Consider the following 26,241-nt stretch of genomic DNA (forward strand, 5'->3'; position numbering starts at 1 on the left):
TTCATTTATACCGTTTACGGCAAATCTCTGTAATGCTTCGGAAAACACGCCAATCCTTATATAGAATACAAGCCATAGGCAGGCACCGATGAAAAGGAGCTCAGCATGGCAAAAAAGCCAACGGTTCATGCCAATCCCGCCGTCGTCGACACCGTCGACGCCTTCAAGGAGCGTCTCGAGTACGTCCGTGACGCCCAGAAGGCCTACGCAAGCTTCACCCAGGAGCAGGTCGACAAGATCTTCTACGAGGCGGCCATGGCCGCCAACAAGATGCGTATCCCCTTGGCCAAGATGGCCGTGGAGGAGACGGGCCGCGGCGTCCTCGAGGACAAGGTCATCAAGAACCACTATGCAGCCGAGTACATCTACAACGCGTACAAGAACACCAAGACCTGCGGTGTGATCGAGCGCGACGAGGCCTATGGCATCACGAAGGTCGCCGAGCCGATCGGCGTCGTGGGCGCGGTCATCCCGACCACCAACCCCACCTCCACCGCCATCTTCAAGTGCCTCATCTGCCTGAAGACCCGCAACGCCATCATCATCTCCCCGCACCCCGCGGCGGCCAAGTGCACCATCGCCGCCGCCAAGGTCGTGCTCGACGCCGCCGTCAAGGCCGGCGCCCCCGAGGGCATCATCAGCTGGATCGACCAGCCGACCCTCGAGCTCACCAGCTCCCTCATGAGCAACGTCGACATCATCCTGGCCACCGGCGGCCCTGGCATGGTCAAGTCCGCGTACTCCTCCGGCAAGCCCGCCCTCGGCGTCGGCGCCGGCAACACCCCCGTCGTCATCGACGAGACCGCGGACATCCTGAACGCCGTCAACTCGATCATCCACTCCAAGACGTTCGACAACGGCATGATCTGCGCGTCCGAGCAGTCCGTCACCGCCCTCGACTCCATCTACGACCAGGTCAAGGCCGAGTTCGAGCGCCGCGGCTGCTACTTCGTCAAGAAGGGCAAGGAGCTCGAGGCCCTGCGCGAGACCATGTTCAAGAACGGCGCCCTCGATCACCGTATCCCGGGCATGCCCGCCGCCAAGATCGCCGAGCTCGCCGGCATCGACGTCCCGGCCAAGACCAAGATCCTGATCGCCGAGGTCTCCTCCACCGACCCGGTCAAGGAGGAGTTCTCCCACGAGAAGCTCTCCCCCGTCCTCGCCATGTACCATGCCAAGGACTTCCAGGAGGCCGTGGACAAGGCCGAGCACCTCGTGCTCGCAGGCGGCCCGGGCCACACCGCGTCCCTGTACGTGCATCCCGCCGAGAAGGACAAGATCGCGCTGTTCGAGGACACCATGAAGGCGTGCCGCATCGTGATCAACACTCCGTCCTCCCAGGGCGGCATCGGCGACCTGTACAACTTCGGCATGAAGCCGTCCCTGACGCTGGGCTGCGGCTCCTGGGGTGGCAACTCCGTCTCCGAGAACGTTGGGGTGAAGCACTTGCTCAACATCAAGACCGTGGCCGAGCGCCGCGAGAACATGCTCTGGTTCAGGGCTCCCGAGAAGATCTACTTCAAGAAGGGCTGCACGCCGGTCGCCCTCGACGAGATCGGCCGCGTCATGGGCAAGAAGCGCGCCTTCATCGTCACCGACTCCTTCCTGTACAAGAACGGCAACTGCCGCGCCATCGAGGCTAAGCTCGACGAGATGGGCGTCGCCCACGACGCGTTCTACGACATCTGCCCCGACCCGCGCCTGCAGGACGCCGAGCGCGGCGCCGAGCGCATGCGCCTGTTCGAGCCCGACGTCATCATCGCCGTCGGCGGCGGCTCCGCCATGGACGCCGGCAAGATCATGTGGCTCATGTACGAGCACCCCGAGGTCAGCTTCGAGGATGCCGCCATGGACTTCATGGACATCCGCAAGCGCGTCTTCAACTTCCCCAAGCTGGGTGAGAAGGCCTACTTCGTCGCCGTCCCGACCTCTTCGGGCACGGGCTCCGAGGTGACGCCGTTCGCCATCATCACCGATGCCGAGACCGGCATCAAGTGGCCGATCACCGACTACGCGCTGCTGCCGAACATGGCCATCGTCGACGTCGACAACGCCATGACCGCGCCCAAGGGCCTCACCTGCGCCTCCGGTATCGACGTCATGACGCACGCCATTGAGTCCTATGTCTCGATCATGTCCTCCGACTACACCAAGGGCCTCTCCATGCGCGCCGCCAAGCTCGTGTTCGAGAACCTGCCCGCGGCCTACGAGAAGGGTGCCAACGACCCGCACGCCCGCGAGGAGATGCACAACGCCTCCTGCCTCGCCGGCATGGCGTTCGCGAACGCCTTCCTGGGCGTCAACCACTCCATGGCCCACAAGCTCGGCGCGTTCCATCACCTGCCCCACGGCCTGGCCAACGCCGTCATCCTTACCCGCGTCATGCGCTACAACGCTGCCGAGAAGCCTGTCAAGATGGGCACCTTCTCCCAGTACAAGTATCCGCACGCGCTCAAGGACTACGCCGACCTCGGCCGTTACTGCGGCTGCACCGGCGCTGACGACCGCGAGGTGTTCGAGAACTTCATCGCCAAGCTCGAGGAGCTCATGGACACCATCGGCATCAAGAAGACCATCGCCGAGTACGGCGTCGACGAGAAGTACTTCCTGGAGACGCTCGACGAGATGAGCGAGCAGGCCTTCAACGACCAGTGCACCGGCGCCAACCCGCGCTACCCGCTGATCAGCGAGATCAAGGAGCTCTACCTCGACGCCTACTACGGCCGCGAGCCCCAGAGCTACGAGGCCTAACGATCCGGCTCACGCCCGATCACCCGCAACCGGGGCGCGCTCGGAGCGCCGCGCTTCACGCGCGCCCCGATTTGGCATACGATGGTGCAAACCACAAGAAAGGACGGTAGCGCCATGATCCTTCCCGATTCCAAGGTCGAGATCGTTCGTCATTCCAACAAGGTCGTCTACGATCTTGGCGACAAGATCGCCAAGGTCTTCTCCGAGGACAAGCCGGTCTCCGACGTGTTCAACGAGGCCCTGAATCTCGCGCGCATCAACGAGTGCGGCATCCGCTCCCCGAAGGCCATCGAGGTCACCAAGGTCGAGGACGCCGGCTGGGCGCTCATCACCACCAAGGTCCCCGGCGTCACCCTCGCCGAGAAGATGGCCGCAGAGCCCGGTCGCTTCTACGAGTACCTCGAGCAGTTCGTGAACCTGCAGATCGAGGTCCACTCCTATCGCTGCCCGCTGCTCCCGCGCCAGACCGACAAGTACTCCCGCATGATCAACTCGCTGGACCAGATCAACGCCTCCACGCGCTACGACCTGCTGCAGCGTCTTGACGGCATGAAGATGCGCCGTCGCGTCTGCCACGGCGACTTCAACCCCTCCAACGTGATCGTGGGCGATGACGAGCAGCTCTACGTATGCGACTGGGCGCACGCCACCCAGGGCGCTCCCGCAGCTGACGCCGCCATGACCTACCTGCTGTTCGCCCTGCAGGACAAGCAGCAGGCCGACGCCTACCTCGAGCTGTACTGCGAGCGCGCCGACGAGGCCGTCCAGGTCGTCCGCGGCTATCTGCCGATCGTCGCCGCCTCCGAGCTCGCCCGCAAGCGCGGCGGCAAGAACGACGAGTTCCTGATGAGCTGGATCGACGTGTTCGACTATCAGTAAGGACTGATTCCCATCGGGCGCGGCCCGAGATTCCACGCGAACGTCCTCGGCCTGCGGCCTGCGGAATGTTCGCTTAGGAATTCTCGGGCCGCGCCCTGCATCATCCCTACTGCAGGTAGTCTTGCTTGGGTTTTTGGATGTGTGCGCCGCCTATTGGGCGGCGCTTTTTGTTAGCGGAAGGTCCAGCAGACGATGGTGCCGGCGTGGCAGGTGATGGTCGCCTCGGGGCCCTCGATGACGTTCGAGATGCCCAGATCGGAAAGCAGGTCGACCGGATGGTGGTCGAGATCCCACCGCATGCCGGACTCAGACACCTCGCACGCGGCGGACAGCGGGATGAAGGAGAACCGACGCGACTCAGCGCCCTCGATGGTCCAGCTGTGCCCCGCATGTAGGATACGGCCCTCGAACGCATCCTCGACAAGCTCGACCGGCCCCTCCCAGGAGGCGAGACGACCGAGCACGCCGAGCAGGTGGTCGGGATGGCCGCCTGACAGGCACGTGCACACGAGCCTCGGCGCTCCCCAGCGGTGACGAATCGCGCGAAGGGCGAGCGAGAGGTCGGTGTCGTCCTTATGCGGGTTGTAGCGCTCGATCTCGAAGGGCGCGCTGTCGCCGGCAGCCTCGACGGCTCGAACGAGCGCCGCGCCCTCGGCGCTGACGGAGTCCGCATCGCCGCAGAACACGTCGACGCCGATATCGGCTTCGCGAACCGCGTCGAGGCCCCGGTCGATGGCCACCACGGCATCGGCGCGCGCAGCGGCCCGCCGGACCGTCGAAGCCGACGAGGGCTCGGGAGACCCGCCGACGACGGCGACGGACGCAGGCTCCCCTGCGCGCATCATGCCCTCTCCCCGAACGCGTAGATCCGCTCGAGCGAAAGCTCGTCGAACTCATCGATGAAGATCTCGCTGTTGGCCTGCACGTCGTCCCGAAGCGCACGGCCCTCGGGATCGTAGATACCGACACGGCGATAGCCCGCGAAGCCCGAGCTCAGCAAGCCGAACGTCGCGTCCTCGAACACCCAGACGTCGCGATGCGCCGGCACCTCGTCGAATCCGCAGGCATCGCTCAGGCGCTGGAGGGCCAGGTTGTACACGTCCGGGTGATCCTTGGAGGCGCCCGCCTCCCCGGTCGTCACGATATCGCAGAAGAAGGGGCGCAGCCCGTTGGCCTCAAGGCCGGCCTCGACGGCGACGACGGGCGTCGAGGTCGCGATGATCATCGGGATCCCCGCCTCGCGCGCGCTTTCCAAAAAGTCCCGGACGCCGCGTCGCGGCGGCACGTCGCGGCGGTAGTGCTCCATCAGCATGTCCATCAGGCGATCATAGACGTCCTGGCCGGATTCGCCCACGCCCCACGTCTCGTGATATGCCTCGCACTCGCCCATCACCGGCAGGGACTCGAACCGGGCGAAGTCGTCGGGCGTCGTCTCGATGCCGTAGGTCGCCAACAGCTCGACCTGCACCTTGAGCCACATGCCCATGGACGAAAGCAGGGTGCCGTCGCAATCGAAGATGAACGCGCGCGGACGCGCGGGACGCTGCTCGGACATAGCGTGTCCTCCTACTCGCGAGAATGACCACCAAACGATACGGGACTCCGCACCGCCCTGACATCCTAGCAAATCGGCCGCGCCGCATGCAGCGTGCCAACATTTCCGCATGAACCCCGAACGAGCCGCTCACGGCGCCTTTACACGCCCTTGCCAAAAGCGCGATACGCTGTCAAGGGGAAATCGGTGAACAAGGGCCCTGGCTTCGCGCCCGCAACGCGAGCGATTGGCACCCTGCCTAAGGCGGCCCCGCACTTCTACGATGGACCGAACGATTGGACATCTTGGACACCCCGAAAAGCAGCCAAAAGCTCAGCACAGCAGGGTTTTATCCATTTCGCCCAACGGACAAAATCGACCGTCCTTCGGCTTCACCTCGATGTTATGACGCGTAAGTGTTAAATTATGTACGTCGCGGTGTTCCAACCCACCGGCGGTTGCTCGCAGGCGCACGGATATCGCCGTGACCGTATACCCGTTTTGGGCGACGTTATCGTCTCCCCTGTCGATTGGACGGATAAGTTGGACCGCACACATGCTGAACACGATACTTCGCAGGCGGCATCCACGGATGGCGCGCAGGCCCCCTGCCTGATCATCACCGATGACGACATCCATCTGTTCGCTCAGGGTTCGTGGAACCGCAGCTGGGAAAAGATGGGTGCGCATCCCGACACGCAAAACGGCGTGGACGGGTGGCGCTTCTGCGTCTGGGCGCCCGAGGTCGCAGGCGTCTCCGTCGTCGGCGACTTCAACGACTGGGACGTCGAGGCGAACAAGCTCGACGAGCTTCCCACGGGCGGTCTGTGGCAGGGGTTCGTGCCCGGGCTCTCCCAGGGCGACCTCTATAAGTACGTCATCGAGACGGACGACGGTAAGCTCCTCTACAAGGCAGACCCGTACGGGTTCTGGAGCGAGAAGATCCCGGGCACCGCATCGCGCCTGATGGACATCGAGGGCTACGAGTGGGGCGACAAGGCCTGGATGGACGCCCGCCACGCCTCCGACCACATGAAGAAGCCCCTGAACATCTACGAGGTCCATTTGGGCAGCTGGCGCCGTCACGGCGACGAGCCGCAGGGCGAGCCGGACGAGAACGGCAACTACCCCGGTCCCATGGATCCGTTCCCCGCGCAGCGCGGCGAGTACTACACCTATGACGACCTGTCGGTCGAGCTCGTCGACTACGTGCGCGAGATGGGCTACACCCACATCGAGGTGCTGCCCGTCATGGAGCACCCCTTCGACGGCTCGTGGGGATACCAGGGAACGGGCTACTACGCGGTGACCGCCCGCTACGGCGAGCCCAAGCAGTTCATGCACTTCATCGACGCGTGCCACCAGGCGGGCATCGGCGTGATCCTCGACTGGGTCCCCGGCGGCTTCTGCGCCGACGCCCAGGGGCTCGCGACCTTCAACGGCCACATGCTCTACGAGCGCGAGATCCATCCCAACTGGGGTACGCACAAGTTCGACTTCGGCCGCGGAGAGGTCCGCAGCTTCCTGATCTCCAACGTGCTGTTCTGGATCGAGCAGTTCCACGCCGACGGCATCCGCATGGACGGCGTCTCGAGCATGCTGTACCTGAACTTCGGCGTGGACGACCCCGCCCAGAAGAAGTTCAACAAGTACGGTGATGAGGGCGACCTCGATGCCATCGACTTCATCCGCAAAGTCAACAACACCGTGGGCCAGACCTTCCCCGACGTCATGATGATGGCCGAGGAGTCGACCGCATGGCCGCTGGTGACCTATCCCGCCGAGGACGGCGGCCTGGCGTTCCACTACAAGTGGGACATGGGCTGGATGAACGACACGCTGCACTACATGCAGACCGACTTCCCGTGGCGCCCGGGCAACCACACCCTGCTCACGTTCTCGATCATGTACGCGTTCTCCGAGAACTTCATCTTGCCGCTGTCGCACGACGAGGTCGTTCACGGCAAGTGCTCGCTGATCGGACGCATGCCGGGCGACTGGTGGCGCCAGTTCGCGGGCCTGCGCACGCTCGCCTTCTACCAGATGACCCATCCGGGCGCCAAGCTCAACTTCATGGGCAACGAGATCGCCCAGTTCATCGAGTGGCGCTATTACGAGTCGATCCAGTGGTTCCTCACCGAGGAGTACGAGACCCACGCCAAGCACCAGCAGTTCATCAAGGCGCTGAACCATCTCTACACCGCCGAGCCGGCGCTCTACGAGCTCGCCTACTCCCAGGACGGCTTCGAGTGGATCGACCCCAACGACAACGAGCAGTCCATCATCTCGTTCGTCCGCCACGGCGAGAACCCCGATGACGACCTGGTCGTCCTCATCAACTTCGACCCCGCGTTCTACGAGACGTTCCAGATGGGCGTCCCGCGCGAGGGCGACTACCTCGAGATCTTCAACTCCGACGACGTCCGTTTCGGCGGATCCGGCAAGCACAACGAGAAGAAGCTCTCCAGCCACCCCGAGCCCAAGCACGGCTTCGAGAACTCCATCGAGCTCCTCGTCCCGCCGCTTGCGGGCATCGTCCTGAAGCGCCAGGGGCCCAGCTCCTACAAGCCGCCCAAGATCAAGAAGACCACCGCGCGCAAGACGACCGCCAAGAAGGCGACCGCGACCAAGCGCACCTCCGCCAAAAAGACCGAGGACGGCACGGCGTCTAGCGCATCGAAGACCACCAAGACGGCTTCCGCCAAGAAGGCGACCGCGACGAGCAAGTCCACGGGAACCAAGAAGACGAAGGCCGCATCGACCACATCCACCTCCACGGCCAAAACCGTGAAGACGCCGAAGAAGGCATCCGGTGCCGCATCCACTGCGGCACGCACGAGAAAGGCTTCGCCGAAGAGCTCCCCTGCCTCGGCGAAGGAAAACGACTAAGAGGGAGTTATCCGCATGCCAAAGATTTTTGCAACTGCCGATGAGTTCAAGCGCGATTACCGCACGATGCTTATGGCAGAGGTCGGCAAGGACATCGACGACGCCAAGAACGCGGAGCGCTATCGCGCGCTCGCCAAGCTGATCGCCTCGCGCGCGAACCGTCAGTTCGCAGAATCCGATTCCGAGAACGGCAGGAGCGACAAGAAGAAGGTCTACTACTTCTCCCTTGAGTTCCTCATGGGCCCGCTGCTCGACAACTACCTGCTCAACTACGGTGTTCGCGACATCGTCGAGCAGGGCCTGGCCGAGATGGGCATCGAGCTCGACGACCTGCTCGCCGAGGAGGGCGACCCCGGTCTGGGCAACGGCGGCCTGGGCCGCCTCGCCGCGTGCTTCCTCGACTCCATGGCCGCAGAGGGCATCCTCGGCTTCGGCAACGGCATGCGCTACCGCTACGGCCTGTTCAAGCAGGAGATCCGTGACGGCCGCCAGGTCGAGGTGACCGACAACTGGCTCGCCAAGGGCTATCCCTGGGAGACGCGCCACCCCGAGAGCCGCGTGCACGTCCGCTTCGGCGGCGACGTCGTGCGCCACGGCAACGAAGACGGCACCTTCAGCTTCAGCGTCGAGGGCGGCGACCTCATCGAGGCCATCCCCTACGACGTGCCCATCATCGGCTACAACGGCAAGACGGTGAACCGCCTGCGCCTGTGGAGCGCCGAGCCCGCGAGCGCAGACTTCGACCTCGACGCGTTCAACGCCGGCGACTACGCCAAGGCCAACAAGTTCCGCACGGACGCCGAGGCCATCTCCGAGATCCTGTACCCCAACGACGCCGGCGAGCACGGCCGTATCCTGCGCCTCAAGCAGGAGTACCTGTTCGTCGCCGCGGGCATCGCCTCCATTCTGCGCACCTTCAAGAACGACTACGGCACCTCCTCCTGGGACCGCTTCCCCGACCTGGTCGCCATCCACACCAACGACACGCATCCCGCCATGTGCGGCGCCGAGCTCATGCGCCTGCTCATGGACGAGGAGGGCCTCGACTGGGACACCGCGTGGGACATCGTGACGAGGTCCGTCTCCTACACCAACCACACGGTCCTGCCCGAGGCGCTCGAGAAGTGGCCAATCGACACGTTCCGCCGCCTGCTGCCGCGCGTCTACATGATCATCGACGAGATCAACCGCCGCTTCATGGAGAGCTTCCCGCGCGATATCGACAACTGGCAGGACAAGCTGCGCAACACCGCCATCCTGTGGGACGGCCAGGTGCGCATGGCGAACCTCTCGGTCATCTGCTCCCACTCCGTCAACGGCGTGGCCCAGCTGCACACCGAGATCCTGAAGCGCGACACGCTCCACGACTTCTACGAGCTCACCCCCGAGAAGTTCAACAACAAGACCAACGGCATCTCGCCCCGTCGCTTCCTGGGCAACGCCAACCCCTCGCTGTCCCGCCTCATCACGAGCAAGATCGGTGACGGCTGGCTGAAGGACGCCTCCGAGCTCAAGCGCCTCGAGTCCTACATCGACGACAACGAGTTTTTGGACGCCCTCACCGCGAGCAAGCGCGAGAACAAGGTCCGCCTGGCCGAGTACGTCAAGAAGACCTGCGGCGTCGAGCTCGACGTCGACTCGATCTTCGACGTCCAGGTCAAGCGCTTCCACGCCTACAAGCGCCAGCTGCTGAACATCTTCAAGGTCATGCACATCTACAACCGCATGCTGGCCGACCCCTCCTACAAGCCGCACAAGACCTCGTTCATCTTCTCCGGCAAGGCGGCGAGCGCCTACACGTTCGCCAAGGAGGTCATCCGCCTCATCAACTCGGTCGCCGACGTCATCAACAACGACGAGCGCGTGAACGAGTACATCAAGGTCGCGTTCATCCCCAACTTCGCGGTCTCCAACGCCCAGCTCATCTACCCCGCCACCGAGATCTCCGAGCAGATCTCCACGGCCGGCAAGGAGGCGTCAGGCACCTCGAACATGAAGCTCATGATGAACGGCGCGATCACCCTCGGCACCCTCGACGGCGCCAACATCGAGATCGCCGAGCTGGCCGGCCTTGAGAACGAGAAGATCTTCGGCCTGAAGGAAAGCGAGGTCGAGGCGCTGCGCCACGGCAACTACTTCGCGTGGGACGTCTACAACGCGGACCGCGACGGAGTGGGCCGCTGCGTCGACGAGCTGGTCGACGGCACATTCGCCCGCCTGTCGGGCAACTTCGAGTCCATCCAGGCCGAGCTCATGAACAACAACGACTACGACTTCGTGCTCGCCGACTTCGCCTCCTATGTCCAGGCGTGGGAGGAGCTCACCGAGGTCTATGACGACCAGCGCACGTGGCAGCGCATGGCGCTCATGAATATCGCCAACTCCGGCCACTTCTCGTCCGACCGCACCATCCGCGAGTACCGCGACGAGATTTGGAAGGCGTAAGGCGCACGGTTTTTTGGCCTTTACGGCGCGCCGACCACATGCCCTTACGGCGGCGCGACGCATTGATACACCCAAGGCAAAGGTATTGCACGGCACAGCAATGAAGGAGAATTCGATGAGTAGAAAAGAATGCATCGCTATGCTCCTCGCAGGAGGACAGGGCAGCAGATTGGGGGCGCTCACATCTAAGATCGCCAAACCGGCAGTCTCATTCGGAGGCAAGTACAGGATCATCGACTTTACGCTGTCGAACTGCGCCAACTCCGGCATCGACACGGTGGGCGTTCTGACGCAGTACCGCCCGTATCGCCTTCACGCGTATCTGGGCTCCGGCTCCGCTTGGGACCTGGACGAGCGCGGCGGCGGCGTGTCCATCCTTCCGCCGTACGCCACGCAGGACGGCGGCGCCTGGTACAACGGCACGGCTGACGCGGTCACCCAGAACCTCGATTACATCAAGGCCCATGATCCCGAGTACGTGCTGATCCTGTCCGGCGACGCGCTGTACCGCATGGACTACCGCGAGATGCTCGACAACCACATCAAGCACAACGCCGACCTCACCATCGCCGTCATGCCCGTGCCCTGGGAGGATGCGAGCCGCTTCGGCATCCTCACCACCGACGATGACGACCGCATCACCAAGTTCACCGAGAAGCCCGAGAAGCCCGACTCGAACCTCGCGTCCATGGGCATCTACATCTTCACGGCCGACTTCCTGATCAAGGCGCTCGAGGACGACGCGCTCGACCAGCGCTCCGGCCACGACTTCGGCGGCGACATCATCCCGAAGGCCCTCGCCGACGGCAAGAACCTGTACGTCCACAAGTTCCACGGGTACTGGAAGGACGTCGGCACCATCGCCAGCTACCACGAGACGAGCATGGGCCTGCTCGGGCCGAACCCCGAGTTCGACATCTACGAGAAGTCCGCGCCCATCATGAGCAACGACACCACCCGTCCCCCGCACTACATCGGCCCGAACGGCCGCGTTGACGACTGTCTGGTCTCCAACGGCTGCGAGGTCTTCGGCACCGCCAAGCACTCCATCCTCTCCACCGACTGCGTGGTCGAGGAGCGCGCCATCGTCGAGGACTCCGTCCTGCTGCCCGGCGCCATCGTCAAGAGCGGCGCCCACGTGGTCCGCGCCATCCTGGGCGAGAACGCCGTCGTCGAGGAGGGCGTGAAGCTCGGAAGCGTCGACACCCAGAAGGACACCGCTGTCGTCGGAAACGACGTCGTTATCGGGAAGGGGGAATGAGCCGATGATCAACAACAAGGCCATCGGTTACATCACTGCCAACTACACCGCGCTCAAGCAGGAGACGCTCCTGCAGAGCCGTCCCATCGCCTCGGTCCCGGTCATGGGCCGCTACCGCCTGATCGACTTCCCGCTGTCCAACATGGCGAACGCGGGCATCAAGACCGTCGGCCTGGTCATGCCGGGCAACTACCGCTCCATCATCGACCATGTCGGCCACGGCAAGGACTGGGGTCTCGATCGCAAGCGCGGCGGCCTCTTCCCGCTGCCCGGCAACCCCTACGGCACCACCAAGGCCGGCATGCGCTTCCTGCTGCGCGACATCATCTCCAACAAGACGCTGTTCCAGCGCGCCAAGGAGCCCTATGTCGTGCTGATGGGCTCGAACATCATCTTCAACATGGACCTCAACGCCATCATCGACGCCCATGAGGCGAGCGGCGTGGGCATCACCATGGTCTACGTCAAGGCCGAGCGCGACCACGAGGACGCCTGCTCCCTCGTTATCGGCGACGCCGGCCGCGTCATCGAGGTCCGCGAGGGCTGCAAGTACGGTGACAACAAGTTCGTCGACTGCTTCATCATCAACCGCGACCTCCTGCTGCAGATCATCGATCGCTACGCCAGCGCCGACTACCTCGACATCTTCGAGGCCATCGCCGCCGACTTCGCGCGCATCGACGTGTGCAGCTACGAGTTCAAGGGCCTTGCGGTGGGCATGTTCGACGAGGTCACCTACTACCAGCGCAGCATGGAGATGCTCGACCCCGTCATCAACAAGCAGCTGTTCCGCAAGGATCGCCCGATCCTCACCAAGGCCCATGACGCCGCCCCGGCCAAGTACGCCGCCGGCTCCATCGCATGCAACTCCCGCATCTCCGCGGGCTGCGAGATCATGGGTACGGTCCGCAACTCCATCCTGTCGCGCGGCGTCGTCGTCGAGTCCGGCGCGAACGTCGTCAACAGCATCATCATGCAGGGCGTCATCATCAAGAGCGGCGCACGCGTGGAGAACGCCATCATCGACAAGAACAATGTCGTGCCGGCGAACACCGAGCTGCGCGGCACCCCTGATGCGATTCTGTCCGTCGGCAAGGCCCCCGTCGTGTAACGAACCCGTTGCCACGGTCACAAATTGACCCCTACGCCCCAACGTGACGGGGCAAAGCGGTATCATTGAATTCGCCGTCTGGCCGCTTGGTCGGGCGGCGATTTGCCAACGGACTATATGCTTACAGGAGATTCCCATGGCTAACCAAAAGCTTCATATCGTGTTCGCGTCTGCCGAGGCTGCGCCGTTCGTGAAGACCGGCGGACTCGGTGATGTCGCGGGCTCGCTGCCCGCAGCCCTCGCCGCTGCCGGCGCCGAGGTCATCGTCATGGTGCCCAAATACGCCACCATCGCTGACGAGTACAAAAACCAAATGGAGCACGTGACGCAGTTCTACGTGCCCCTCGGCTGGCGCAACGAGTACTGCGGCCTCGAGCGCCTGGTGTACGACGGCGTCACCTACATGTTCCTCGACAACGAGCACTACTTCAGCCGCAGCTACCCCTACGGGTTCTTCGACGACGGCGAGCGCTTCGCGTTTTTCTCCAAGGCCGTCTGCGAGAGCCTGCAGTACCTCCCCGACTTCCAGACCGACGTGCTGCACTGCAACGACTGGCACACCGCCCTGGCGCCCGTGTTCCTACGCGAGTTCTATATGGCGAGCCCGCTGTACCGTAACGTCAAGACGGTCTTCTCCATCCACAACATCGCGTTCCAGGGCCAGTTCACCGACATGCTGCTCGGCGACATCCTCGGCCTGTCGCACATCGAGCCCGCCGTACGCCAGCTGCGCTGCGACGCGCGCTCGATCAACTACATGCAGGGCGCGCTGAACTACTCCGACGCCATCACGACCGTCTCCCCCACCTATTCGTGGGAGATCCGCACCCCTGAGTTCGGCGAGGGCCTCGACGGCATCCTGCGCCGTCGCGAGAACGTCCTGTCCGGCATCCTGAACGGCCTGGACGTCAACCGCAACGACCCTGCGACCGACAACCGCATCCACGCCAACTACACCCGCGAGGACCGTTCCGGCAAGGCGGCCTGCAAGGCCGCGCTGCAGGAGGAGCTCGGCCTCGAGGTGCGAGACGACCGCCCGCTCATGGTCATGGTCACGCGCCTGACCCGCCAGAAGGGCATGGACCTCGTCACCTACTCGCTCGACCGCATCCTTTCCGGCGGCGTGCAGGTCGCCGTGCTCGGCACCGGCGATGCCGAGTACGAAGAGGCGCTGCGCTACTTCGAGCGCACGTATCCGGGCACGATGGCCGCGCGCATCGAGTTCGATCCGTTCCTGTCCCAGCGCATGTACTCCGGCGCCGACATGTTCCTCATGCCGTCGCTGTTCGAGCCCTGCGGCCTGTCCCAGATGATCGCCATGCGCTACGGCACCCTGCCGATCGTGCGCGAGACCGGCGGCCTCAAGGACACGGTCATCCCCTACAACATGTTCACCGGCGAGGGCACGGGCTTCACGTTCACGCACTTCAACGGCGACGAGATGGGCGATGCCGTCTTCCGCGCGGCCCGCACGTTCTGGGACGACAAGGACGCCTGGAACCACCTGGTCGACAACGCCATGTCCGCCGACTTCAGCTGGAAGCGCTCCGCCGAGCAGTACATGGACCTCTACTACGGCCTGCACCCCGAGATCGAGCGCTACGTCCCTTTTGTGGCTGAGCCCGAGCCGCAGGAGAGCGCCCCTGCGACCGAGCCCGTCGAGGACAAGCCCGAGGAGGCCCCTGCTGCCCCCGAGCCCGCAACGGAGACCGCCCCTGCCGCTCCGGTCGCTGAGACCGAGACGGCTGCAGAGGCTCCCGCAGCCGCCCCCGCAGCCGAGCCCGAGCCGAAGGCCGCCGAGCCCGCTGAGCCCGCAGAAGACGCCGCGCCCAAGGCCGCAGAAGAGGTGAAGCCCGCCGCCAAGAAACCGGCGGCCAAGAAGACGACGACCGCCAGGAAGACCGCGACCAAGGCGACGACCGCGAAGACCGCTGCCGCGAAGACGACGGTTTCCAAGACCGCGGCTTCCAAGACGACCAAGGCTGCCGCCGCCAAGACGGCCGACGAGGCGCCTGCTGCCGAGACCAAGACCACGACGGCGAAGAAGACCGCTGCCGCCAAGACCACGGCTAGCAAGACGACGGCGACCAAGACGACGGCCGCCAAGAAGACCACGTCTGCCAAGACTGCCGTCTCCACGAAGACCGACGAGGCGCCTGCGACCGAGGCGAAAACCACAACGACGGCGAAGAAGACGACCGCTGCCAAGACGACGAAGACCGCCTCGACCGCCGCGAAGACCACGGCGACGAAGGCCGCGGCCAAGACGACGGCCGCCAAGACCGCCAAGGCCGACGATGCCAAGGCCGATCAGCCCGCCTCCGCTGAGCCGGCGGCCGAGAAGCCCGCACCGAAGGCCAAGACGGTCTCTGCCGCCCGCAAGACCTCGCGCACGAAGCGCTAGGCTTTGCCCCATCGACCGCTTCTGAGGGGAGATCCGCACCGGGTCTCCCCTCTTTTTTGGATGCAAATCGGGGGACGTACCTGTTTCTTGCATACATGCAAGAAACAGGTACGTCCCCCGATTTGCATTCGTCGCGGGTTGGTATTGGCCCCCTCGGCCAAATTCGTAAAGAGAGCCGTTTCCTGACATGAGCTTGTCATCCATACGATAAACTTATTGCTTGGCGTTTTCGCCTGACGCTTATTCATCACCCCCGCGGGCATCTCCGCGCGGGTTGTTTCCAAGGATGTACCATATGAGACTTCGTCATAACAGTAGACTTCCGCAATTCCGCTCCCCCTTCGGAGCGGTGACCGCCGGCACCGAGGTTACGCTGGCGCTCGAAGTCTACAAGGAAGACGCTGCCGGCATCGAGTGCACCCTTCGCACATGGATCGACGGCGTGGGCGAGCAGCTCTACCCCATGACATCCGATGAGGGCGGCATGTACTCCGTGTCCGTGACCTGGGATGAGCCGAACATCGTCTGGTACAGCTTCATCGTCCGCACCCACGATGGCTTCGAGCAGCGCGTTGGCGCACCGGAGGGGCACGTCGGAGGCGAAGGCGTCACCTATTTCGACCGCTTCGACGTCCCGTCGTTCCAGATCACCGTCTACAAGCACCGCGCGACGCGTCCTTCCTGGTACGAGCGTGGCATCGTCTACCAGATCTTCCCGGACCGCTACGCGCGCGACGAGCACTGGAGGCGGCGTGCCCTGGAGCGCCTCGCCCATCCGCGCCGTGGCAGCGGGCAGCACATCGTCGAGGACTGGGACACGCCGCCCGCCTACGACCGCGACGACGCCGGCTTCATCACGAGCTGGGATTTCTACGGAGGCTCCCTGCGCGGCATCGAGGAGCACCTTCCGCACCTGGCGGAGATGGGCATCACCTCCATCTACCTCAACCCCATCTTCGAGGCGGCGAGCAACCACCGCTACGACACCGCCGACTACATGAAGATCGACCCGCTTCTGGGCACCGAAGAGGATTTCCGCCGCCTGTGCGTCACCGCGCGCCAGCTCGGCATCAGCATCATCCTCGACGGCGTGTTCAACCACACAGGCAGCGACTCGGTCTACTTCAACGCCTTCGGCAACTACCCCGAGCCCGGCGCCTGGTCGCGCGACCCCGAGTCCGAGTGGGCCGACGCCTTCCGCATCAACGACGACGGCTCGTATGACTGCTGGTGGGGCGTGGGCAACATGCCCGCGGTGAACCAGCAGTCCGAGGCGATCCGCCGCCTCATCCTGGGGCCCAACGGCGTCATCCGCTACTGGCTGCGCGCCGGCGCCCACGGCTGGCGCCTGGACGTCGCCGACGAGCTTTCCGACGAGTTCTTGGCCGACATCAAGGCTGCCGCCCTGCGCGAGAAGCCCGACGCGCTCGTGCTCGGCGAGGTCTGGGAGGACGCCTCGAACAAGATCGCCTACAGCAAGCTCCGCCGCTACCTTCTGGGCGACGAGCTCGACTCCGCCATGAACTACCCCTTCCGCGACCTGGTGCTCGGCCTGCTGACCGGCGAAGACGGCGGCTACACCGCGCGCGATGCCGCGGAGGCCATCGAGGCGCTGCGGGAGAACTACCCGCCCGAGGCGCTCGCCTGCTGCCTCAACCTGCTGGGAAGCCATGACCGGCCCCGCCTCATCTCGGTGCTCGGCGGCCTGCCGAACATCAACGAGGTGCCCGAGCGCGAGCGCGGCAGCTGGAGGCTGTCCGACGACAAGCTCGGCCTGGCCAAGGGGCGCTATTGGCTGGCGACGCTCATCCAGATGACGTTTCTGGGCGTCCCCTCCCTGTATTACGGCGACGAGGCGGGCGTGCAGGGCCTCACCGACCCGGGCAACCGCGCCACCTATCCGTGGGGCCACGAGGACCGCGATTTCTTCACCATGGTCCAGAACGCCTCCGCGCTGCGCCGCACCCTGCCGCTGTTCGTCACCGGGTCCATCGAGGCCAAGGCGCTCAACGACGACGTGCTCTCCTACACGCGCCGTTCCGAGAGCGGCGAGTGCGCCACCGTCATCGTGAACCGCAGCCTCGGCTCCATGCACACGGTGACCATCCCCTATGAGGGCGAGCGCGCCATCGACGTCATCAGCGGCGCCGACCTGACGAGAAACGAGCAGGGCGAAGCCGAGCTCAGCCTGTGGCCGCTCGGCAGCGCCGTCGTGTACTTCCACGACGAGCAGAGGCTCCAAAAACCGCTCGACCGCGGCTGGGGCGTGGTCTGCCACATCACCTCGGTCCCCGGTATGAAGCCGGGCGGGCGCGGCACCCTCGGCGCCCCCGCAAAGCGCTTCGTCGACCACCTGGTGGCCATGGGCGCCCGCTACTGGCAGGTGCTTCCCGTGAACCCCACCGATGCCTACGGCTCCCCGTATGCGGGCCCGTCGGCCTTCGCCGGCAACATGGACCTGCTTGAGGAGACGCCCGAGCAGCTCGAGGCCGCCTTCGAGGAGTTCCAGGCCGCAGGCGGCGACCAGACACCGGAATACAAGCAGTTCCTCTCCCGCAACGAGGTATGGCTCGACCCGTACTGCGCCTTCATGGCCATCAAGGACGCCTCGCGCGGTGCCAGCCGCCATCGCTGGCCGCGCGCCTACCGCAGCTACGACGTCCGTATCCTCGACGACGCGCGCTTCATCGATCGCGGCGCCTTCCATGCGTTCGTCCAGTTCCGCTTCGAGACCGAGTGGAACGAGCTGCGCGCCTACGCCAACGCGCACGGCATCGAGATCATCGGCGACATCCCCATGTACGTCTCGGACGACTCCGCCGACGCATGGAGCGAGCCGGACATGTTCACGCTCGGATACAACGGCAAGCCGACGGAAATCGCGGGCACCCCGCCCGATCGGTTCTCGGAGACCGGCCAGGTGTGGGGCAATCCCACCTACCGCTGGAAGACCATGCGCGAAGACGGCTATACCTGGTGGATCGAGCGCCTCCGCCGCTCGTTTGCGCTCTACGACCGCGTCCGCCTCGACCACTTCCTGGGCTTCCAGGCCTACTTCAGCATCCCCGCGGGCAAAGACGGCAGCGCCGGCCGCTGGCTTGCCGGCCCCGGCATCGACCTGTTCCGCCGCGCCGAGCAGGAGTTCGGCCCGCTGCCCCTGATCGCCGAGGACCTGGGCTACCTCACCCCCGCCGTCCGTGCGCTCACCGCCTCCTGCGGGTTCCCGGGCATGGACGTCCTTGAGTTCGAGGACTACGATGTCCGCGAGGGCGTGAAGCCCGCGCGCGAGAAGATCGTCTACACCTCGACCCACGACACCTCGACGCTCGTTGGCTGGACCAGCGCCCGCTGGGCCGCCGAGGCGGACGAGGAGGAGCAGCAGGAGCTCGCATGCAGCATCATGCGCAGCGCGTTCGAGAGCGAATCCGATCTCGTGATGATGCCGCTGCAGGACGTCTTGCTGCTTGGCGACGATGCGCGCATGAACGTTCCCGGAACGACCGAGAACAACTGGAGCTGGCAGGCCGATGAAGACGGCATCGTCGGGGCCATCGAGCGCATTCGCGCGCTCGCCGACGAGACGGGCCGTTCTAATTCGGTGGAAGGTGCCTGATTCGCGAGCGCGAAACGTTGCAATCCGCCCGCATTTGGGTAGAGTAAACAAGGTTCACAGCACTCCCCGCCGTCCTTTGGGCGGCGGGGCTTTCATGAAACGACGAGGGGAAGTTATGGCACGTTACGATTACCGCTGCACGGGCTGCGGCTCCGTATTCGAAGTCGAGCACGGCATGACCGAGCATCCCGCTATCACCTGCCCGGACTGCGGCAAGCCGGCCGAGAAGGTCTTCAGCGCAAGCGGCATCGAGTTCAAGGGCTCGGGTTTCTACAACACCGATCAGCGCGGAGGCTCATCGAGCACGCCGGCGACCTCCGGCAGCAGCGCATCCACCGAGAGCTGTGGCTGCGACAACTGCCCGCACAAGGAGAAATAAGAGCCAAAAGCATCCGCGTAACACCGGTATTTTAGGGACAGTCCCCTGAATTTCACTGCAGTGAAATTCAGGGGACTGTCCCTAAAAAACGCTAGGTGCGGACGAGGCGCGCGCAGAAGTGCCCATCGTAGGCCCGGAGCGCCGGAACGCTCTGGAAGAGACCGCGCTCGGATTCCCATCGCCTGATGAGGGCCGCCGCGCCCTGAAAACCTTCTTCATGGAAGATCGCGGCATCGGATACGGGCCTCACGCAAAACCGGCTTCCCTCGGGACCCGCGAGAAACGCATCGATTACCGCGTCGTTTTCCGCCTCAAGCACCGAACAGGTGGCGTAGATGAGCTCGCCGTCGGACTGTACGCGGCCGGAGGCCTGGCGAAGGAGCTCGAGCTGCAGCTCGGGGAGATCCCGCAGGGCCTCCCGTGCGCTCAGCCTCCAGGGAATCTCGGGATGGCGGCGCATGGTCCCCGTGCCCGAGCAGGGCGCATCCACGAATACCGTGTCGAACAGGACGCGTTCGGATGCCCTGCCGTCGATTGCCGCAAGAACCCCATCGAGATCGCGGGCGTCTCCCGCGACCGTCTCTATCCGCTCCATGGCGGCGAGTTCAAGCCGCTCGCGATTCAGCGTGCACTTGCGCTCGTGCAAGTCGAGCGCGATGTGATCGCGCGCATATCCGGCGCGCGCCGCCTGTGCGGCCATCATGAAGGTCTTGGTTCCTCGCCCGGCGCCGATCTCAAGGCAGGTTCCGGGCCTCGTGGCCGCCGTCGCCACCAGCTGCGCGTTCAGGTCCGACACGACCGCATCGGCGGCATCCAGAATGCCGGATGCCACAAGGCGGGGGCCGTCGACGCCGGCAAGCGCGCCGGGAAGACCGCACGGGTCGCCGCCGATCGCGGGCGTCGTGCGCACGCGCGGGTTCATCTGCACGGCAAGGGGCGCGGCCATAAGCTGCGCATGCGCGAGCTGCGAGGCGCCCTCGGCACCGAGCGACCGGACAAGGGCCTCGCCCAGCCACAGCGGCAGCCCCGCGCGGCGCGCCATCGAAACCAGGGGACGGCGATCCGCATCCACCCCGTCTGCCGCCAGATATCCGGCCGCCGCATCGGCCACGCGCCGAAGCACCGCGTTCGCCAAGCCCGCGGCGCTTTTCGCCTGCGAGCGCACGAGCTCGACACCCTGGCTGACCGCGACCTCGGCAGCGGTTCCGAGATAGACGAGCTCGAACGCCGCTATGCGCAACGCCGTGCGGACGCGCGCGGAAACCTTCTGGGGCCGTGCGAGGTATGCGTCCAGAAGCTCATCGAGCGCACCGGTCGTCGCGGTGACGCCAAGCGCGAGCCGCATGGCGAATCCGCGATCGCGTACATCGAGTTTGCGCGCACGGGGCATGCCGTCGAGCACCTCGCGCACATAGGCGCCGGCGCGCTCGGATTCGACAAGCGCGGCGAGCGCGACTGATCGGGCGGGAGCGAGCCTGCTCACGAGAGCGTCTCCCACGCGCCCTGCTTGCCCTGCAGTCCCGCGGCCCACGCCTGGGCGTCCATCGCGCGCTTGCCGTCGGGCTTGACCGACAGGATCTCCAGGGCTCCGTCGGAGCAGCCGATAAAGACGCGCTTCGACGCGACGGCGAAGGATCCCTCCTCGACGCGGGGCGCATCGGGACGTGCGTCGGCGGCCATCAGCACGCGGACGGGCTTGCCGGCGACGACGCACCGCGCAGGCGCCGCATCGGATGAGGCGAGCACGCGCCGCAGATTATCCGTCACCGAGTCGGCGGCATCCAGGCGCATCTCGCTCTTCTCGATCTTCGCGGCATGCGTGACCAGGGATTCGTCCTGCTCGGTCCACACGGCGGTGCCGTCGGCCAGGGCGGGCAGCGTGTCCACCAGAAGATCTCCTCCGAGCTCGGCAAGCTCGGCGGTCAGCTCGTCGGCCGTCTTGCCGGCCACCGTGCACGACGCCTGCGCGCAGAAGGCGCCCGTGTCGACGCCGTGGCCGATGCGCATGATGGAGACGCCGGTCTCATCGTCGCCCGCGAGGATGCAGCGCTGGATGGGCGCGGCTCCGCGCCAGCGGGGCAGCAGCGACGCGTGCACGTTCACGCAGCCCAGCGGCGCCATCGTCAGGACCTCGTCGGGCAGGATGCAGCCGTAGGCGGCGACGCAGAACACGTCAGCGTTCGCCCCGCGCAGGGCATCGAGCACTTCATCGGTCATGCGCTTCGCCTCGAGCACCGGCAAACCGAGCTCGAGCGCGCAGGACTTGACCGGTGACGGCTCGAGCCGCTTGCCCCGGCTGCGCACCGCGTCGGGGCGCGTCAGCACCAGCGCCACCTCATGGGCTGCAGCGAGTTTTTTCAAAGCCGGCACCGCAAACGACGGTGTTCCCATAAAGACGACGCGCATGCGCTCTCCCTTCGTCATCACTCAAACCTCGACCGGACGCGGTGCCTGCCTACTCCGTCTGACCGGGCTTGGCCCCGCGGGCAAGCGCCTCCTGATAGTCGCGCATCGCGCTCATGCGGTCGGAGGGGGCAAGGCGCTCGAACATCGTCACGCCGTGCAGGTGGTCGATCTCGTGCTGCAGGCAGACGCACATCAGGTCACCCGACGCCTCGTAGCGCAGCAGGTCGCCGTTCAGGTCGTAGGCCTCGACCACGATGCGGTCGGGACGCTTGATCTCGACGTTGATGCCGGGGATGGACAGGCAGCCCTCCTTGGACGGCACCAGGGTGTCGGACTGCTCGACGATGCGCGGGTTAATCAGGACATACGGGTCGTAATCCTTTTCGGAGGTGTACTCCGTGTCGATGACGACGAGCTGGATGAGCTCGCCCACCTGCGGCGCGGCCAGGCCGCATCCGCCGTTGTCGAACATCTGCCGCTTCATCTGCTCGGCGAGGCGCTCGATGTTCGCATCGATTTCCTCGATCTCAGCGCATTCCTGACGAAGACGCGGATCGGGAGACACGACGATGCCGTTGATATCCATGGTTCAAAAACCCTTCTCGTTGCCATGATGTTCTCTTAAACCGTGCTCTATCTTACCCGTTGACGGCGCCCATTCTCATGAAAGCGCACATCTTATCCGCCTGAACGGAGGCGCGCATGGGCCGTCCGCATATGCGCGCGCCGCCGGGCGCGAACGCATGGCAGGCGGCTACATCATGTCGTACGCGTCGACATCGACGCTGACGTTGATGCCCGGCTTGGCGCCCACCTCGGATAGCGCGGAGGAGATCGCCGACGAGACGTCGAGGCCCACCGGCGACTTGATGATGAAATGGAAGCGGAAGTTGTCCTTCGCGCGCTCGATCACGCAGCTCGTGGGGCCCATGAGAAGCGGTGACATCCCAGATGACGGCATCTGGGGCAGCATCTCGAGATTGCGCGCCGTGATGCGCGCGAGCTCGGACACATACGAGCGGGCGGCCGCCTCGTTGCGACCCCAGACCAGCACGTTCGTCAGCCTGACGTAGGGCGGGTAGAGCGCCTCGCGCCGCTGCCGGGAGTCGTGCTCCACGAACAGCGCGCGGTCGTGCTTCGCCACCGCCTGGATGACAGGGTCGTTCGGCAGATAGGTCTGGATGATCACGCGCCCGGGGTTGTCGCCGCGCCCGGCGCGACCCGCGACCTGCTCGAGCAAATCGTAGGCACGTTCCTGGGCCCGGAAGTCCGGCATCTTGAGCGCGTAGTCGGCGATCACCACCCCCACGAGCGTGACCTCCGGAAAGTCCAGACCCTTGGCGATCATCTGCGTGCCGAGCAGCACCGCGCACTCCGCGGCGTCGAACTCCTCGAGCAGCTGCTTGTGCGCGTCTTTGCCCCGCGTGGAGTCCGCATCCATGCGGATGACCTTGACGTCGTCGGGCAACAGCGCCACCAGGGCGTCCTCGACCTGCTGGGTCCCCATGCCCATCTTGGCGAGATAGCGGCTGCCGCACTTGGGGCACGCGCTCCCGGCGGCGGGATACGGACGCACGTGGTAGACCGAGCCGCAGGTATGGCATTCAAGCGTATGGGTCCGCTCATGGTAGGTGAGCGCGGTCGAGCAGTGTTTGCACGTGGGCACGCACCCGCAGTCGCGGCACATCAGAAACGGGGCGAAGCCGCGCCGGTTGTGCAGCAGCACGGCCTTCTCGCGGCGTTCGGCGACGTCGAGCAGGGCCTCGCGCAGAGGGCGCGAGAACACGGAGCGCCCGCCGCCCGAAAACTCGCGGCGCAGGTCGGCGACGATGATATCGGGCAGCCTGGCGCTGCCGGGCCTCTCGGGCATCTCGACGCGCGTCCAGCGCTGACCGAGATGGGAACCCTGCCGGCAGCGGGCAAGAGCCTCGGCGGAAGGAGTCGCCGAGCCGAGCACGAGCGGAAACCCCCCGAGGCGCGCCATCTGGGCGGCGACCTCGCGCGCATGGTACCGCGGGCTCGAGCCCTGCTTGTAGGACTGTTCGTGCTCCTCGTCGATCACGATGAGGCCGAGATCGCGAAGCGGGCAGAACAGCGCGGAGCGGGCGCCGACGACCACGCGCGCGACCCCGGATCGCACCATATCCCACTGGTCGAGGCGCTCGCCTGCGGACAGGCGGGAATGGAAGACGGCGACCGCCTGTCCGAAACGCGAGCGGAAGCGGCCGACGGTCTGCGCGGTCAGCGAAATCTCGGGTACGAGCACGCACGCGGTGCGGCCCCGGAAAAGCACGCGCTCGATCGCAGACAGGTAGACCTCGGTCTTGCCCGAACCCGTGACGCCGTCGATCAGTACCACGTCGCCGCAGCCGCCCTGAGCGGCCGCGTCGATCGCGGAAAGCGCGGCCTGCTGGCCCTTCGTGAGCTGCCGGGGCGCCGTACCCTTGGCGGAGGAAAGGGTCGTCGCGTCGTCGATGCCGCGCCACGCCCGCCGCTCGTCGACACGGACCACGCCCTTCTTGGCAAGCGACCGGATGGCGGCCGACAGGTCGGTGTAGAGCAGGTTGAGCTCGCGCGTGGTGACCGGTCCGCACGCGAGGGCCTCCATGAGCTGGCGCTGGCGCGTGGCGGTCTTCGGCGGCACGTAATCTTGCCCTTCGGGCGTCAACGACACGACGCGCTCGTGCGCCTCGGGCACCGCGGGGCGCTCGAGGGCATACGACCCGTCATCCCGCCTGCGCAGGCGCGGCGTTCCCCCGGGCGGGAGGAACAGCCTGAGGCATTCGGACAGCGGCGCCACGTATTCGCGGCTCATCCAAAACGAGATCTCCGCAAACAGGTCGGAGCAGGCGGGGCCCGCGAGCACGGCGGAAATCGGCTTGATCTTGCGCGGATCGAGCCCGCGCCGAGCACGGCCTGCGCGCGAAGGGTCCTCGGATGCGCGACGGGAAAGCGCGTCCGGCGTGACGGCGAGGGCGAGCACGTAGCCGAGAGCCGGCCGATGGTTGAAATCGACGAGCACCGTGCACCCAGGCACCGCGTCGTCGACGAGGTCTGACGGCACCGCATAGGTGAAGGGATCCGACAGGGCGCGCGAGGGGATGTCGAGAGCAACCAGCACATATGCCGCGGCGTTCATGCGGCCAGACCCCGCCGCGTCCCCGCGCGACGCAGCGCCCGGCCCCGCGTCGAGAGACGGTTCGGGGCCGGGCGTATTCGGTTCAGACAACAGCGAGAGCTGCTCCGCCATGGCGAAGGCCCGAGGCTACAGTCCGCAGGCGGCGCGCAGCTCGTCCACGCGGTCGCAGCGCTCCCAGGTGAAATCGGGGTCCTCGCGACCGAAATGGCCGTAGGCGGCGGTCTTCTCGAAGATGGGACGGCGCAGGTCGAGATCGCGGATGATCGCTCCGGGACGCAGGTCGAAGGTCGTGCGAACGGCCCGCTCGATGCTCTCGACCGCGACATGCTCGGTGCCGAAGGTGTCGATCATGAGGGACAGCGGGTGGGCGACGCCGATCGCGTAGGCGAGCTCGACCTCGCAGCGGTCGGCGAGGCCCGCGGCGACCACGTTCTTAGCGACCCAGCGCGCGGCATAGGCGGCCGAGCGGTCGACCTTGGTGCAGTCCTTGCCCGAGAAGGCGCCGCCGCCGTGACGACCCATGCCGCCGTAGGTGTCAACGATGATCTTGCGACCGGTGAGGCCGGTATCGCCCATAGGACCGCCTACCACGAAGCGGCCGGTGGGATTCACGTAGATGGTCGCATCGTTCCAGGCGATGCCCTCCCTGTCCATGACCGGGGCGATGACGTGCTCGATGAGGTCGGCCTTGATGGACTCCATCGACTCGACCTCAGGCGCGTGCTGCGTCGAGATGACGATGGTCTCGACGGCGACCGGCTTGCCGTCCTCATAGCGGACGGTCACCTGGGTCTTGCCGTCAGGGCGCAGGTACGGCAGCGTGCCGTCGTGGCGGACGGCGGCCAGGCGCTCGGCCAGGCGGCTCGCGAGATAGTGCGGCATGGGCATGAGCGTCGAGGTCTCCCTCGATGCGTAGCCGAACATCATGCCCTGGTCTCCCGCGCCGATCAGGTCGAGCGGGTCCGCGGCGCCGTGCTGGGCGTTGAACGACTGGTCGACGCCCTGGGCGATATCGGGGCTCTGCTCGTGGATCATGTTGATGACGCCGCAGGTCTCGGAGTCGAATCCGAACTTGGCGCGCGTGTAGCCGATGCGCTCGATGACGCGGCGGGCGATCTTCTGGACATCGACGTACGCCTGGCAGCGGATCTCGCCGCTCACGACGACCGTTCCGGTCGTCACCAGGGTCTCGCATGCGCAGCGCACGTGCTCGAGCTTGGCCGGAACCCCCTTGTGGTCCACGTATCCCTGGCTTTCGAGCTTTGCCTCCTTGGCGAGGATGGCGTCGAGAACCGCGTCGGAGATCTGGTCGGCGATCTTATCGGGATGTCCCTCCGTGACGGACTCGGAGGTGAACACGAAGCTGCGCGGTTCCTGGTTGGAACGAATCTGATCTGGCATGGCGCCCCTTTCATCGGCCCATCCGGCGA

At 65.5% G+C, this 26,241-nt stretch carries 16 protein-coding genes; 9 read left to right on the forward strand and 7 right to left on the reverse strand.

The features are described 5' to 3' along the window. Positions 1-105: 105 nt before the first annotated feature. Entirely contained in the window at positions 106-2,751 is a 2,646-nt protein-coding gene (gene adhE / locus B5F74_RS01095; protein ID WP_087199282.1) for a bifunctional acetaldehyde-CoA/alcohol dehydrogenase, read from the forward strand. Between the two features lie 114 nt (positions 2,752-2,865). After that, positions 2,866-3,630 carry an aminoglycoside phosphotransferase family protein gene (locus B5F74_RS01100; RefSeq protein ID WP_087199285.1) on the forward strand — a complete coding sequence of 255 codons (765 nt, stop codon included), beginning with the start codon at positions 2,866-2,868 and terminating at the stop codon, positions 3,628-3,630. A gap of 170 nt (positions 3,631-3,800) precedes the next feature. Here the strand turns inward: B5F74_RS01100 and B5F74_RS01105 are convergent, their stop codons facing one another. Further along, the gene (locus B5F74_RS01105; protein ID WP_087199287.1) at positions 3,801-4,475 is read right to left on the reverse strand and encodes a thiamine diphosphokinase; all 675 of its coding nucleotides are present in this window, start codon (positions 4,473-4,475) and stop codon (positions 3,801-3,803) included. Beyond that, the gene (locus B5F74_RS01110) at positions 4,472-5,185 is read right to left on the reverse strand and encodes an HAD family phosphatase (protein ID WP_087199290.1); all 714 of its coding nucleotides are present in this window, start codon (positions 5,183-5,185) and stop codon (positions 4,472-4,474) included. The genes B5F74_RS01105 and B5F74_RS01110 overlap by 4 nt, the downstream gene beginning before the upstream one ends. 522 nt (positions 5,186-5,707) lie before the next feature. Between B5F74_RS01110 and glgB the strand changes: the two genes are divergently transcribed. From glgB to B5F74_RS01145, 7 genes are all read left to right on the forward strand, one after another. Then, positions 5,708-8,053: a 1,4-alpha-glucan branching protein GlgB gene (gene glgB, locus B5F74_RS01115; protein ID WP_239283308.1), complete on the forward strand. Its 2,346-nt coding sequence runs from the start codon at positions 5,708-5,710 to the stop codon at positions 8,051-8,053. 15 nt (positions 8,054-8,068) lie between these two features. Then, positions 8,069-10,498 (forward strand): glycogen/starch/alpha-glucan phosphorylase, encoded by a 2,430-nt coding sequence (locus B5F74_RS01120; protein WP_087199294.1) that lies wholly within the window; start codon positions 8,069-8,071, stop codon positions 10,496-10,498. A gap of 115 nt (positions 10,499-10,613) precedes the next feature. Then, complete coding sequence (locus B5F74_RS01125) at positions 10,614-11,759, forward strand: glucose-1-phosphate adenylyltransferase (RefSeq protein WP_087199296.1); 1,146 nt, start codon at positions 10,614-10,616, stop codon at positions 11,757-11,759. Between the two features lie 4 nt (positions 11,760-11,763). Further along, complete coding sequence (gene glgD / locus B5F74_RS01130) at positions 11,764-12,870, forward strand: glucose-1-phosphate adenylyltransferase subunit GlgD (protein WP_066832469.1); 1,107 nt, start codon at positions 11,764-11,766, stop codon at positions 12,868-12,870. A 136-nt stretch (positions 12,871-13,006) separates the two neighbouring features. Then, entirely contained in the window at positions 13,007-15,274 is a 2,268-nt protein-coding gene (gene glgA, locus B5F74_RS01135) for a glycogen synthase GlgA (RefSeq protein ID WP_087199298.1), read from the forward strand. A gap of 295 nt (positions 15,275-15,569) precedes the next feature. Continuing rightward, positions 15,570-18,887 carry a 4-alpha-glucanotransferase gene (locus B5F74_RS01140; RefSeq protein ID WP_087199300.1) on the forward strand — a complete coding sequence of 1,106 codons (3,318 nt, stop codon included), beginning with the start codon at positions 15,570-15,572 and terminating at the stop codon, positions 18,885-18,887. Positions 18,888-19,002: 115 nt separating this feature from the next. Further along, positions 19,003-19,266: an FmdB family zinc ribbon protein gene (locus tag B5F74_RS01145; protein WP_066832478.1), complete on the forward strand. Its 264-nt coding sequence runs from the start codon at positions 19,003-19,005 to the stop codon at positions 19,264-19,266. Positions 19,267-19,357: 91 nt separating this feature from the next. Here B5F74_RS01145 and B5F74_RS01150 read toward each other — a convergent pair whose 3' ends face one another. From B5F74_RS01150 to metK, 5 genes are all read right to left on the reverse strand, one after another. Then, positions 19,358-20,764, reverse strand: coding sequence for a transcription antitermination factor NusB (locus B5F74_RS01150; protein WP_087199302.1), 1,407 nt, complete (start codon positions 20,762-20,764; stop codon positions 19,358-19,360). Further along, positions 20,746-21,672, reverse strand: coding sequence for a methionyl-tRNA formyltransferase (fmt, locus tag B5F74_RS01155; protein WP_087199304.1), 927 nt, complete (start codon positions 21,670-21,672; stop codon positions 20,746-20,748). Before fmt ends, B5F74_RS01150 begins: the two co-directional genes overlap by 19 nt. Positions 21,673-21,721: 49 nt before the next feature. Beyond that, a complete protein-coding gene (def, locus tag B5F74_RS01160) occupies positions 21,722-22,258 on the reverse strand; it encodes a peptide deformylase (RefSeq protein WP_087199306.1) in 537 nt (178 codons plus the stop codon). Between the two features lie 168 nt (positions 22,259-22,426). Then, complete coding sequence (gene priA, locus B5F74_RS01165; protein WP_087199308.1) at positions 22,427-24,811, reverse strand: primosomal protein N'; 2,385 nt, start codon at positions 24,809-24,811, stop codon at positions 22,427-22,429. A gap of 126 nt (positions 24,812-24,937) precedes the next feature. Continuing rightward, positions 24,938-26,212, reverse strand: a complete 1,275-nt coding sequence (metK, locus tag B5F74_RS01170) for a methionine adenosyltransferase (RefSeq protein WP_087199310.1) — start codon at positions 26,210-26,212, stop codon at positions 24,938-24,940. Positions 26,213-26,241 lie beyond the last annotated feature (29 nt).

Origin of the sequence: Collinsella sp. An271 (assembly GCF_002159695.1) — a bacterium.
GTDB classification, from domain to species: domain Bacteria; phylum Actinomycetota; class Coriobacteriia; order Coriobacteriales; family Coriobacteriaceae; genus Collinsella; species Collinsella ihumii.

Coding starts and splice junctions, on each gene's coding strand:
- adhE (WP_087199282.1), top strand. CDS start 106: ATGGCAAAAAAGCCAACGGTTCATGCCAATCCCGCCGTCGTCGACACC.
- B5F74_RS01105 (WP_087199287.1), bottom strand. CDS start 4,475: ATGATGCGCGCAGGGGAGCCTGCGTCCGTCGCCGTCGTCGGCGGGTCT.
- B5F74_RS01120 (WP_087199294.1), top strand. CDS start 8,069: ATGCCAAAGATTTTTGCAACTGCCGATGAGTTCAAGCGCGATTACCGC.
- B5F74_RS01100 (WP_087199285.1), top strand. CDS start 2,866: ATGATCCTTCCCGATTCCAAGGTCGAGATCGTTCGTCATTCCAACAAG.
- B5F74_RS01125 (WP_087199296.1), top strand. CDS start 10,614: ATGAGTAGAAAAGAATGCATCGCTATGCTCCTCGCAGGAGGACAGGGC.
- metK (WP_087199310.1), bottom strand. CDS start 26,212: ATGCCAGATCAGATTCGTTCCAACCAGGAACCGCGCAGCTTCGTGTTC.
- B5F74_RS01140 (WP_087199300.1), top strand. CDS start 15,570: ATGAGACTTCGTCATAACAGTAGACTTCCGCAATTCCGCTCCCCCTTC.
- glgD (WP_066832469.1), top strand. CDS start 11,764: ATGATCAACAACAAGGCCATCGGTTACATCACTGCCAACTACACCGCG.
- fmt (WP_087199304.1), bottom strand. CDS start 21,672: ATGCGCGTCGTCTTTATGGGAACACCGTCGTTTGCGGTGCCGGCTTTG.
- priA (WP_087199308.1), bottom strand. CDS start 24,811: ATGAACGCCGCGGCATATGTGCTGGTTGCTCTCGACATCCCCTCGCGC.
- def (WP_087199306.1), bottom strand. CDS start 22,258: ATGGATATCAACGGCATCGTCGTGTCTCCCGATCCGCGTCTTCGTCAG.
- B5F74_RS01145 (WP_066832478.1), top strand. CDS start 19,003: ATGGCACGTTACGATTACCGCTGCACGGGCTGCGGCTCCGTATTCGAA.
- B5F74_RS01110 (WP_087199290.1), bottom strand. CDS start 5,185: ATGTCCGAGCAGCGTCCCGCGCGTCCGCGCGCGTTCATCTTCGATTGC.
- glgA (WP_087199298.1), top strand. CDS start 13,007: ATGGCTAACCAAAAGCTTCATATCGTGTTCGCGTCTGCCGAGGCTGCG.